Below are 12,501 nucleotides of genomic sequence, written 5' to 3'. Positions count from 1 at the left end.
GGAAACCTTCGCCGAGCCCGCTGTGCTCAGCCTGTGCTGACGCCGAAGAGGAGCCCGAGGGCGTAGGTTACGGCCGCTGCTCCGAATCCCACTGCAAGCTGCCTCAGCGCACGTGGTGCCGGAGCGGTTCCAGACAGGAGGCCCACGGTGCCGCCGGTGAAGAGGAGCGCGATGCCGACGAGGCCCGCAGAAACAATCACCGCGGGCAGGCCGGACATGCCGAAGATATAAGGCAGGATCGGGATGAGCGCGCCCGAGGAGAAGAATCCGAAGCTCGACAGCGATGCGCCCAGACCGGTGCCCAGTTCGGCGCGGTCGACTCCTGCATCAAGGTTGGGCAGCTGAGGTGCCTTCTTGTTCTTGGCCGCGGCGATCGTCCTATGTGCTTGAGCATCGGCTTCGGGGGAGTCCATGCCCCTGGCGCGGAAGACGAGAGCGAGCTCGTTGGCGTCGATGTTGAGATCGGCCAGCGCATGGCGTGATTCAGGATCCGGTGTCGACGCATCGAGCAGCTCACGCTGGGACCGCACGGAGATGTACTCTCCGGCCGCCATGGACAGTGCCCCGGCGAGCAGGCCGGAGACGCCGGCGAGCAGGATGACCTGGTTGCCCACGCCAGCGGCGCCGACGCCGAGAACGAGTGCGAGGTTCGACACGAGTCCGTCATTGGCGCCGAAGACGGCGGCCCGGAAATTGCCCGACAGTCGGGCCCGGGAGCGGGCGGCGAGAGCGCGGACGACCTCGGCGTGGATCCGTTCGTCGGCGGCCATCTCTGCCGATGCCGCCTCGTCGTCGTCATACGGTGAGCTCGTCTCCGACTGCTGCGCCAGTGCGAGGACGAAGACCGACCCGAACAGTCGACCCAGGAACGCCAGTCCCAGAGTGACCAGGTCGGGGGCCCGCTTCTTCTGTGCGTGCTCGCCGAGGAGGTCGATCCAATGCTCCTGATGCCGGGATTCGGCGGCGGCCAGGGCCAGCAGGATCTCCCGATCTTCGCCGGAGCGGCGCTCGGCCAGATCGCGGTAGACGCGCTCCTCGAGCCGCTCATTGGCAAGGTATCTCTGCCAGCGTCTGATTGTCCTGCGATCGGGCTCATGGAGCGCGTCGGGGACCGTTGATTCGTTGTTCATCACTGATCAGATTCTACTTGGAGTAGGTGATTGAATTCAATACTTGCGCAATCGACGAAGTATCGGTTGTTATCGATTCGTTACCTCAAGCATCCAGGGGATGGGCTAGATTAAAGCTCAATGTGAGTTGTGTCACCGTTTCGTTATAGATGTATGTATTTCGTTACCAATGGCGAATACATTGCGAAACGGGAGAATCAAGCTTCCCCTTGAGCTCGACAGGTTGGCACCGCTGCTGTTGTGAACTTCTGACAGCCTCGGTGTCTCCGGTTCGCGCTCAGCTATTCGTGCGCTGCGATTACCCGGTGGGTGACGTTCGGTCCAGGACCGGACGCGGTCAGAGATGCCCGCTCGCAGATGTGTGCGAAAAGCAGCCATGGTTCGTCTGGCACCTGAGGAGCGAAAGGAACTCTATGAAGTTGCGTACCAAAACATGGTTGGCGATCACCGCCGCCGCCGGTCTGGCTCTCGGCGGATTCAGTCCGGCACTGGCTGCTGGGAACGCGGGACCGACCGAACACACCGATATGGGCGTCACCGGCGACGCCGTGATGGACCATCTGCAGAAGATCTCCGATATCTCGACCTCCCACTCCGAGGAGGGATTCCGCGCCCTGGGGACGCCCGGCTACGAGGAGTCAGTCGAATACGTCGAGCAGACTCTCGAGGCCACGGGTGCCTTCGACGTCGAACGACAGGCCTTCGAGGTCGGTGACCAGGCATTCGGCGAGGTCGCTGTCAGCGTGGACGGCGAGAAGCTCCAGGTCACCCCGGCCAGCTTCACCGAGGGCACCGAAGAACCCCTGACCGATCTGTCCGTGGCGCTGCCGGTCGACGACGACTACAGCGACCTGGCCGGCGGCCAGCTGGGTTGCGAGGCCAGCGACTTCGACGACAGCGCCGAGGGCGCACTCGTCCTGGTGGCACGCGGCAGCTGCGCCTTCGGGGAGAAGACCCAGGCGGCCACGGATGCCGGAGCCGCAGCAGTCGTCCTCTACAACAACGACACCTCTGCACCCGATGAGGCACTCAATGCCACCCTCGGCGAACGCGTCGAGAACGGTGCACCCACCGTCGGTGTCAGCTATAACGAGGGCAATGACCTGCTGACCAAGATTGAAGGGGCTGTCGAGGGGGAGCCGCTGCTGGCGGACTTCACCCTCGAAACCGAATACACCACCTCGACGACCTGGAACGTCATCGCCGAAACCAAGGCCGGCGATCATGATAATGTCCAGATGTTCGGCGCCCACCTCGATGGTGTCGCCGATGGGCCGGGGGCCAACGACAACGGGTCCGGATCGGCGGCACTGCTGGCCAGCGCCGAAGCACTGGCAGAGCAGCCGACCGAAGCCGACAACGCCATCCGCTTCGGCTGGTGGGCCGCGGAAGAGGTCGGGCTCGTCGGCTCGACCCATTACGTGGAGAGCCTCAACGAGGCAGAACTCTCGAAGGTCAAGTCGTACATGAACTTCGACATGATCGGATCCGACAACTACATCGTCGGCACGCTGGACTCCGACGGCTCCGATGTGCCCATCCCCGATGGGGTCAGCGTGCCCGAGGGCTCGGCGGAGCTCGAGAAGGTCTTCACCGACTACTTCGACACGAAGGATCAGCCCAACGTCGGAACGGACTTCTCAGGACGCTCGGACTACCAGGCCTTCATCGACAACGGCATTCCCTCCAGTGGTCTGTTCTCCGGGGCCGATGGCACGAAGACGCCGGAGGAGGCCGACATGTTCGGTGGAACCGTTGGCGACAAGCACGACACCAACTACCATCAGCCCACTGACACGATCGAGAACGTGAGCCGGGAGTCTCTCGACATCTTCTCCCCAGCCATCGCCTATGCGGTGCATACGCTGGCCTACGATCTCCGCGATGCACCGGCCCCGACCGATCCGCCGAGCACTCCGCCGACGGATTCGCCGACGGAGACTCCTACCGAGACGCCGACGGATGCCCCGGGCGAGCGGAGTCTGAGCATCGATCCGACCACGATCGACCAGGCGGATTTCGTCGGTGAGCGCGGTGTGCAGGTGGCAGCTGCCGGTTGCACCCCGGACGCCACCGCCACGATGACAGTGGAGCCGCAGAACGGCGCGATCGAGACATTCGAGCAGACCGCGACGGCAGATGCCGATTCTGTGGCCAAGTTCGGTGTCCGCGGACTCGATGAGTCCAAGGCGGCAACCTATGTCGGCACTTATGAAGTCACGGTCGACTGCGAGGGCGGTGACCCGCTGTCCGGTTCGTTCGAGGTCCTGGCTGCCGACAGCGACGGTCCAGGCGCAGGTGATGGCGGCGGAGAGCTGCCACGCACAGGTAATGAGGCCCTGCCTCTGGTGATCTCGGCCGGAGCACTCATCGTGCTCGGTGTGATCATGACCATGGGAGCTCGCCGCCGCAAGGCCTGAGCATCCCCTGAATGCCACGTGGGCCGGTGACTGAATAAGTCTGCTGGCCCGCGTGCCCATTCATCCGCTGCAGTGAGACGCCTCCGCTCAGTCGGTGGAGTCGTTCAGTACCTGCCCATCTTGGTCGGGCACAATGGACTCCTGTGACTCCCAAACTCTTCTTCAAGATCTTCGCCGTCGCGGAGACCATCACCTGGACACTGCTCATCATCGGCATGATCCTCAAATACACCCATATCACCGAGATCGGTGTGCGCATCGGCGGCGGAATCCACGGGTTCGTCTTCATCTGCTTCGTCATCGCCGTCATCGGCGTGGGAACCTCGCAGATGTGGAGCAAGAAGCGCATCGCCACGGGCCTGGGATCGGCCATCATTCCCTACGCTACGATTCCCTTCGAACGATCCGTGGAAAAGACCGGAGCACTCGAGGGTGACTGGGGTCTGGGCGCGAACGGACGCACCCCACGCAACTGGTTCGAAAAGCTGACTTCCTGGGCGATCCGCTCACCGTTCCTGGCCATCGGTGTCGGACTCATCCTCGTCGTCATCGTCTTCAGTGGGCTGCTGCTCCTCGGCCCTCCCGGCGAATGGGGTCAGTGAACCTCAGGCCAACCTCGGCGATGAACTGATCATCGTAGGGACGGCCGAACCACCTCGGCGCCAGACCATTCTGTGCAAGGGTTGAGCCCTCGCATAGGATGAACACAACGGACGCTGTGGTCTCACCTTGTCCGGCCCCTTCCACCATCGAATCTCGGAAAGGCCCAAGGATGGATTTCATCGTGGGCGCCGGAGTCATCGGCGTCATAGTCATCATCGCCCTGATCGCGTTCTTCGTGATCATGCGCTCGATCAAGATCGCCTCCCCCTCTGAGGCGCTCATCATCACTGGCCGCAATGCGTCCGGGCTCGGCGGCAGCGGCCGCATCATCATCGGCGGTCGATCGGTCGTCTACCCGATCGTGCAGAAGGCATTCACTCTGTCGCTGTCATCGCGCCAGATCGCTGTTGCCATCGACGGCATCTCGATGAACGGTATCGCGCTGCGCCTGCACGGCGTCGCGCAGGTCAAGGTCGGCGGCACCGAGGAAGATGTGCGCAAGGCCGCCCAGCGCTTCCTCGACCAGCAGGACCAGATCGAGCCCTACAGCACGGAGATCCTCTCCGGCACTCTGCGCGCTGTCGTCGGTACGCTCACCGTCGAGCAGATCATCCAGGACCGTGCCTCCTTCGCCGCCCAAGTGCAGGAGGAATCCGCACATTCGATGAACAACCAGGGTCTGGTCATCGATACGTTCCAGATCTCCGCGGTCGAGGATGAGGGCAGCTACCTGAAGGACTGGGGTCGCCCACAGGCGGCCGAGGTCGCGAAGAACGCTGCCATCGCCGAGGCGAACGCCAGCCGTGCCTCGGCCGTTGAAGAAGCGCTGCAGACAGAGGAGACACAGAAGCAGCAGGCGCTGACCGATCAGGCCATCGCCGAACAGCAGCAGCAGCTTGCACTGCGTCGCGCGGCGCTGAAAGAAGAAGCAGATCAGCGTCAGGCAGGTGCCGACAATGCCGGTCCGCTGGCGAACGCGGCGGAGAAGCAGAAGCTGCTCGAGCGCGACCGAATCGTCGCGAAGGAGGCCGCAGAGCTGCGCGCCGAACAGCTCGATGCTGAGGTCAGGCGTCCTGCCGATGCGGAGCGGTACCGCCAGCAGGCAGATGCCGATGCGCGTGCCTATGACGTCGAAGCTCAGGGCCGGGCCGAGGCAGCCGCTGAGCTGCACCGCCGGTCCAAGGACGCTGAGGCCATTCGGCTTGAGGGTGAGGCCCAGGCTGATGCGATCAAGGCGCGCGGCGAGGCGGAAGCCGGGGCCCTCCAAGCTCAGGCGGAGGCCTACAAGAAGTTCAACGATGCGGCCGTGCTGTCGAAGGTCCTCGAGGTCCTGCCGACCATCGCGGGTGAGCTCGTCGCACCATACGCGAACATCAAGGACCTCTCGATCGTCTCGACCGACGGAGAATCCAAGCTGGCGAACTCGGTGTCGAACAACCTCGCCCAAGTTCTCGAGGTCGTGCGCGGCACCACAGGCATCGACCTCAGCGATCTGGTCAGCAAAGCTCAGCACCAGGGCGATTCGAAGTCCACCACCGGCGGGGGCCGCGACGGCACGTCCGCGTCTGATGACGCGGGGGACCACGACGGAACGGGGGACTTCGCTGGGTCGGGTTCTGCGGACGGCAGTGATGCTGACGGTGACGATCAGGTCGTCGAAGGTGAGATCTCCGAGGGACACGGTGGCCAGCCGGGTCGCTCGGGTCGCTCGAATCGCGGTGGGTCGAAGCCTTCCGGTCTGGGAGATCCCAGCGCATGGTCGGGTGGGAACTTCGATCCGAAGGACTACCTCGACGAGAACGGTGAACTCGACCTCACCCATATCGGTGATGACGTGAAGAAAGCCACCGGAATCGATGTGCAGTCCTACATTGCCGATGCGCTGCGCCGCCGCGACGGCCGCGACGGTGATTCGGACGGCTCAGGCTCGAACGGGCCGAAGGGCGGCTCGGGCGGTCCCGACAAGAAATGATCTGTGCTCTGACCGGCACTCACACCGCACGGGGGTGAACTGCTGGCTCTGTGCAGAATTGACGCGTACGTGCTCGGCGGCTGCTGCCGGGCACGTACGCTCTCTCGTTCGGGTTCTATTCCCCAGGTCCCGCCTCGGCGGTGGCTGTCGGCAGCCGGAGCTGGATGAGTGTCGGGAACCGAAGTGCGGTGAGATCACGTGATGATGCGCTCATTCATAAAGACATGCGCATATGTTAATGTGATTGTATAGGAGGTTCCCATGGCACACGACCACTCGCACACCTCAGGATCGCGTCGACGCTTGGCGATCGTCTTCGGCATCGTTCTGGTGATCTTCGTCTTCCAGGTGATCGGCTCGATTATGACGGGCAGCCTGGCGCTGCTGATCGACACCGGACATAATTCCGTTGACCTCATCGGCATCGGGATCGCGCTCTTCGCCGCCACCCTGGTCCGGAAGCCGCCGAAGGGTCAGAAGACCTGGGGTTTTCGCCGGGCCGAAGTGCTTGCCGCCGGAGCGCAGGCGACTCTTCTGCTGGGGCTCGGTGTCTACAGCCTTATCGAAGGCATCCGTCGCTTCTTCGTCCCGCCCGAGGTGCCGGGCCCGGAACTGATGCTCTTCGGTGCCGTCGGACTGGTCGGCAACATCGTGTCGATCATCATCCTCAGTTCTTCCAAAGAGCAGTCGCTCAATCTGAGGGCCGCATTCCTCGAGGTCATCGCCGATGCGTTGGGTTCTGTCGCCGTCATCCTCGCTGCCGTCTCGATCTGGCTCTTCGACTGGACGCGGGCCGATGCGGTGGCAGCCCTGTTCATCGCAGCGCTGATCGTGCCCCGGGCCTTCTCCATCCTGAAAGAGACCGGTTCGATCCTGCTCGAGGTCGCCCCCAGGGAACTCGACCTCGACAAGGTCAAGATGCACATTGAAGGAGTCGAGCACGTCCAAGAAGTCCACGATCTTCACGTGACGCGCATCGATTCGAACCTCCCAGTGCTCACCGCGCATGTGGTCCTCGCTGATGAATGCTTCTACGACGGTCACGCCCCGCGAATACTCACCGCGCTTCAGGAATGCCTGGCTGAGCACTTCAAGGTCGCGATAGAACACTCGACGTTCCAGTTCGACAGGGCGAAGGACGCGGCGCGGGAGACACATACCCACAACTGAGCCGACGGCACTGTCGACGGTGCTCCGCTGCGGACCATGGCAACTACCTCTCATGCAGAGGTGTTGCAACGACAGTTTGAAACCGCGGTTCACTTTATGCCGTCTGGTCGCTTCAGCTCTGCGGGAGGATCCCCACCGAGTCGGTGCGGAACTTCTCGAGTCTCGCGGGGTTGATCGACACACCGAAGCCGACACCTGTGGGCACGTCGACTTTGCCGTCATACATGACGATCTCTTCGGTGATGTCCTCGTGGAAGAAGCGATTCGATCCCGAGATGTCTCCGGGCAGCGTGAAACCGGGCAGAGATGCCAGTGCGGCATTGGCGGCCCGGCCCAGACCGGTCTCGACCATTCCACCGTGCCAAACGGCCACACCATGGGCGGCGCAGAGGTCGTGGATCTTCTTCGCTTCGATGAAGCCGCCCACTCGCCCGGGCTTGATGTTGATGACGGCGGCCGCACCCATGGAGATCGCATCGGCGGCGGCTTCAGCGGAGTCAATCGACTCGTCCAGACACATGGGAGTCTCCATCAGCTTCGCGAGCTCCCCGTGCTGGCGGATGTCGGCCTCGCCCAAGGGCTGTTCGATGAGGAGGAGGCCATAATCATCGAGCCTGCGCAGGTGTGAGGCATCGACGAGAGTGTAAGCGGCATTGGCATCGACTTGGAAGCCGAAGTCGTCTCCGAAGGCCTTGCGCACCGCGGCGACGGGCGCAATGTCCTTGCCCGGTTTGATCTTGAGCTTGATGCGGGCGTAGCCCTCTTCCAGGTAACCGCCGATGACCTTGACGGTGTCTTCGACTGAGTCCTGGATGCCCACAGAGACTCCGGAGGGAACGGAGTCGACGACGCCACCCAGGTAGCTCTTGAAGGACTGGTCATTGAGTTTGAGCTGGGCCTCGATGACTGCCATCTCCAGCGCTGACTTCGCCATCGGGTGACCGATCACGTGACGCAGGTGCCAGGACACGGTCTCCGCCGTCAGGCCGTCGACGTCGAAGAGGATCGGTGCCAGCCATCGCTTTGTGACATCGATGCCCGATGCCACGTACTCAGAGGAGTACAGCGGGGAGATCATCGCCACCGACTCTCCCCACCCCGTGATCTCACCCTTCGGAGTATCGAAGGTGGCCTCGACGAGGTAGCAGTCCTTCTCCGTCTCTCGCATGAACGAGGTCTCGAAGGGGGTGACGAGGGGAATGGATACCTGGTGGAGAGTGATTGACTTGAGCTTCATGCGCCATGCACCTTCTTTGTGATCGGGTCCGATGATCCTGTGACCCAGCTTATAACCACTTGCAGAGCTGCCTCGGCAGGCGTTGGAGTATGGGACAGAGGGGACCACAACGGCAGTGTGGGCGGACCATACCGGCAGCTTGCATTGTTCGTCTCATGACTGTGCTGCCTCTAGAGACAGCGGTCTCGACATTGGTACTGTGAATCAAAGGTTCCGCTCAATCGAGGGAGAGCTACGTGAACGACTACCTGCGGTCGCTCAAAGGCCGGAAGCAGAAGTGGTTCGGACTCAAACTGCCCGTCAAGACTGCACTCGCGCAACCGTATCTCCACCCGATGCTGAGGACGCTGGCACCCCACATCAACGGCATCAAGGTCGGCAGACTGCCCGCACCGATCGGACTCACCGAGGTGCGCGGGCGTGCCGGAGGCGCCGGCTTCTACCTCGTCGATCCATTTCGCTGTGAGATCGCCAAGGAATTCTATTGGGGCAAGGGTCGCCGGACGGAGGCAGAGGACGCCTTCGCGCTCGACCTCATGGTCGAACTGTCCCGCGACGCGGACGTGTTCCTCGACATCGGTGCCTACACCGGGGTATTCACGATGGCGGTTCTGGCCGCGAATCCGGCCGCGGTCGCCCACTCCTTCGAGATCATCCCTGCCGTCGTCACCGGGCTGAAGAAGAACATTGCCCGCAATCACCTCGGCGATCGGGTGAGCGTGCATCCGACGGGGGTCGGCAAGACCGGCACCACGATGCACGTACCCACTGGTGACGGGGGTTCGGCTCTGCCGTCGTTCTACGGGGCGGGCATGGACTTCGACTCCGGTGCGCAGGTGCACTTCACCTGCCTCGACGAGCTCCTCCCGGACCTGCCGCCCGGTCACCCGCAGGTGACGGTGAAGATCGACGTTGAGGGTGCGGAGAACGATGTCCTCGACAACGGTCGGGAACTGTTGGGCACACTGCAGCCGGACATCCTGTGCGAGGTTCTCGAAGAGAGGGCGCAGCCCGCGCAGCTGATGCGCATCCTCGATCGCTTCGACTGCCACTACTACCTCGTCGGCCACGATCACCTCAGTGCCCGTGACGAGATCGTCCCCGACCCGCATTTGCGCGACTGGCTCTTCACCATGAAGAACCCGGAGGATATGCGGGTCGCGGGCTACCCGATCACGTGACTGCCTCGCTTCAGCCCTTGAGCTGATCGGCGATGAGGGCTGCGAGCAGAGCGGTGCGCGGGGCGATCTCAGCGATGACGGCGTGCTCGTGTTCGGCATGTGCACCATCGCCCACGGCACCCAGACCATCAAGTGTCGCGATGCCGTCGCCGGCGGTGAAGTTACCGTCCGAGGCGCCGCCCACGGAGACACCTTCGGGAGCGGCCAGACCAAGTTCAGCGGTCAAGGCAGTGGCGCGATCGAAGAGTGTCGCCGACTGCTCGCGCTCGAACGGTGGACGGTTGATTCCGCCGATGACCTCGATCGACGAGCCCTCGAGTTGGGGCCGTGTGGCGAGCTCACGCATGGCGGCATCGACTCGGTCGAGTTCGGCGGCGGTGCGTGCACGCACATCCACATCGACACGTGCCTCGGCGGGGACCGTGTTCGAGGTGGTGCCCGCACTGATCACGGTCGGCACCACAGATGTCCCCTCCTTAGGGTTGGCGAGATCGGCGACGAGGGGCAGATGCAGGGCCAGTGCCATGCCCGCGTTGATTCCCTTCTCCGGTTCGAGCCCGGCATGGGAGGCCTTGCCCGTGAAGACGAGTGTGTAGTTGCTCGTGCCCTTGCGTTCGAGTTTGAGCGCACCCCCGGCGCTCGCCTCCATCACATACACGGCCTTCGCCTCGGCCGCCTCGGCGCGAATGAGATCCGAGGACGAGATCGACCCGATCTCCTCATCGCCGGTGACGAGGATCGACAGACCGTCGAGGGCACTCTCGCCGAGCTGCTCGCTCAGGATCGCGCTCGCGTGGATGCTCATGATCGCCCCGGTGAGCATGTCGAAGCTGCCCGGCCCGCGCAGGATTCCGTCGTCGGTGGAGAAGGGGATGCGGTCTAAGGTCCCGTGCGGCCACACCGTGTCCTGGTGGTTGAGGAGGACGACGCGGGCCGGCCCCGAGCCGAAACGCAGCCGCACATGGGCAGTGTCATCGATGGTGATGACCTCGGCCGACGCACCGAGGCGTTCACGCAGCAGTTCGACGAAGTCGTGGGCACCGGCGGCCACAGCTTCTTTGTCGTGAGAAGGTGTTTCCTTCGTGATGACGCGTTTGATGTCATCGAGGATGAGGGGGAGGCGGTCGGTGGCCTTGGCAACGAGGTCAGCGGACTGGAGCTCTGAGGACTGAGAGGTAGTCATGGCCCGATTCTACGATGAGGCCTGCAAGGGCGGTTGCAGTGTCCGCATCGTGTGACGGAAATAGCCTACGCAAACCGCCTCAGCCTGTGGTTTGCTTGACCCATGGGTGAGGCAGTCAATTCCAAGCGGTACACGCCGGAAGAACGCACGCTGTATCGGGAGAAGCTCGCGGAGAACCTCGAGCTCTTCGACACGTACCTGCGGCATGCGGAGTTCAAGTCTGCGGGCACGATCGGTCTGGAGCTCGAACTCAACCTCGTCGATGAGAACAATCAGCCGAGTCTGAACAATACAAAGGTTCTCAAGCACCTCGGCGACGAATACCAGTCCGAGATCGGCGGCTTCAACCTCGAACTCAACCATCCTGTGCTGCAGGTCGCCGGGCGCGGACTCAAGACTCTGGAGTCCGGAGTCGCACATCGGCTGGAGAGGGCCCAGAAAGCCGCCGAGGCGGAAGGGCTGAAGGTCGCATCGATCGGAACGCTGCCGACGCTTTCGACCCAGTTCCTCACCGAGTCGACGTGGATGACCGATGAGAACCGGTACGCGGCTCTGAGCAATTCGGTTATCGATGCGCGCGGCGAATACGTTCGCATCGAACTCGACGGTGAGGAGAAGTACAAGCACGAGTTCTCCGACATCGCGCCCGAAGCCTCATGCACTTCGATGCAGCTGCATCTGCAGGTCGCGCCCAACAAATTCGCCGAGGCGTGGAACGCGTCTCAGGCGATCGCTGCAGCACAGGTCGCAATGGGCGCGAACTCCCCTCTGTTCGTCGGCCGCAGGCTTTGGCACGAATCCCGGATCCCCGTGTTCAGCCAGTCCATTGACACCCGAACCCCGGAACTGGTCAATCAGGGGGTACGTCCGCGGGTGTGGTTCGGTGAACGCTGGATCACGAGCGTATTCGACCTCTTCGAGGAGAACGTCCGCTACTTCCCGCCGCTGCTGCCGGAGATCAAGGACTTCGTCGAGTTCAGCTCGGCCGATGCCCCGAAGCTCTACGAACTCAATCTGCACAATGGCACAGTGTGGCGCTGGAACCGGCCGATCTACGATTCCTCCGACAGCGGAGCGCATATCCGCGTGGAGAACCGACTGCTGCCGGCTGGTCCCACACCGGTCGATATGGTCGCCGACGCCGCCTTTTACTACGGTCTCGCAGAGTTCCTCGTCGGAGAGAACCGCCCCGTGTGGTCGCGGATGTCCTTCCGCGAGGCCGAGGAGAACTTCTTCGCCTGCGCAAAGGACGGCATCAATGCCCGCGTGACCTGGCCGAAGATCGGGCACATCGACGTCGCAGACCTCGTCCTCGACGTTCTCATTCCGCAGGCGCGCAGGGGACTGAACCGACTGGGCATCGACAAGGACGTCATCGAAGAGTACATGTCGATCATCGAAGGGCGAGCCGAACTGCGTGCCAACGGAGCGACCTGGCAGCTGCAGATGCTTGACCGCCTGGCCCCGAACAGTGACCCGGACTCACCGGAGCGCCGAGAAGGGCTCAAAGCGATGATGGACGCCTACGTGAAGAACCAGGCCTCAGGCGAGCCCGTCCACACCTGGGACGTGCCCGCCTAAGCACTGCTATCTCGGCGATTCTGC

At 63.0% G+C, this 12,501-nt stretch carries 9 protein-coding genes; 6 read left to right on the top strand and 3 right to left on the bottom strand.

The features are described 5' to 3' along the window. Positions 1-26: 26 nt before the first annotated feature. On the bottom strand, positions 27-1,130 hold the full coding sequence (locus tag AAFP32_RS15500; protein ID WP_350269888.1) for a VIT1/CCC1 family protein: 1,104 nt from the start codon (positions 1,128-1,130) through the stop codon (positions 27-29). A 413-nt stretch (positions 1,131-1,543) separates the two neighbouring features. Here AAFP32_RS15500 and AAFP32_RS15495 point away from each other — a divergent pair, with 413 nt between their 5' ends. The 4 genes from AAFP32_RS15495 (at position 1,544) to AAFP32_RS15480 (ending at position 7,295) form a co-directional block, all read left to right on the top strand. Next, positions 1,544-3,550: a M20/M25/M40 family metallo-hydrolase gene (locus AAFP32_RS15495; RefSeq protein ID WP_350269887.1), complete on the top strand. Its 2,007-nt coding sequence runs from the start codon at positions 1,544-1,546 to the stop codon at positions 3,548-3,550. Positions 3,551-3,693: 143 nt separating this feature from the next. Next, positions 3,694-4,152, top strand: coding sequence for a DUF3817 domain-containing protein (locus AAFP32_RS15490; protein WP_350269886.1), 459 nt, complete (start codon positions 3,694-3,696; stop codon positions 4,150-4,152). 170 nt (positions 4,153-4,322) lie between these two features. Then, a complete protein-coding gene (locus AAFP32_RS15485; protein ID WP_350269885.1) occupies positions 4,323-6,125 on the top strand; it encodes a flotillin family protein in 1,803 nt (600 codons plus the stop codon). Positions 6,126-6,386: 261 nt separating this feature from the next. Continuing rightward, positions 6,387-7,295, top strand: coding sequence for a cation diffusion facilitator family transporter (locus tag AAFP32_RS15480; protein WP_350269884.1), 909 nt, complete (start codon positions 6,387-6,389; stop codon positions 7,293-7,295). Between the two features lie 112 nt (positions 7,296-7,407). On the opposite strand, the gene menC is transcribed toward AAFP32_RS15480, so the two are convergent. Continuing rightward, on the bottom strand, positions 7,408-8,532 hold the full coding sequence (menC, locus tag AAFP32_RS15475; protein ID WP_350269883.1) for an o-succinylbenzoate synthase: 1,125 nt from the start codon (positions 8,530-8,532) through the stop codon (positions 7,408-7,410). Positions 8,533-8,768: 236 nt separating this feature from the next. Between menC and AAFP32_RS15470 the strand changes: the two genes are divergently transcribed. After that, entirely contained in the window at positions 8,769-9,713 is a 945-nt protein-coding gene (locus AAFP32_RS15470; RefSeq protein WP_350269882.1) for an FkbM family methyltransferase, read from the top strand. A gap of 10 nt (positions 9,714-9,723) precedes the next feature. On the opposite strand, the gene AAFP32_RS15465 is transcribed toward AAFP32_RS15470, so the two are convergent. Next, a complete protein-coding gene (locus tag AAFP32_RS15465; RefSeq protein ID WP_350269881.1) occupies positions 9,724-10,896 on the bottom strand; it encodes a M20 family metallopeptidase in 1,173 nt (390 codons plus the stop codon). Positions 10,897-10,998: 102 nt separating this feature from the next. On the opposite strand from AAFP32_RS15465, the gene AAFP32_RS15460 reads away from it, so the two are divergent. Next, the gene (locus AAFP32_RS15460; RefSeq protein ID WP_350269880.1) at positions 10,999-12,477 is read left to right on the top strand and encodes a glutamate--cysteine ligase; all 1,479 of its coding nucleotides are present in this window, start codon (positions 10,999-11,001) and stop codon (positions 12,475-12,477) included. Positions 12,478-12,501 lie beyond the last annotated feature (24 nt).

Source organism: Brevibacterium sp. CBA3109, from assembly GCF_040256645.1.
Lineage (GTDB): Bacteria > Actinomycetota > Actinomycetes > Actinomycetales > Brevibacteriaceae > Brevibacterium > Brevibacterium koreense.
This window is presented reverse-complemented; position numbering and strand designations above follow the sequence as displayed.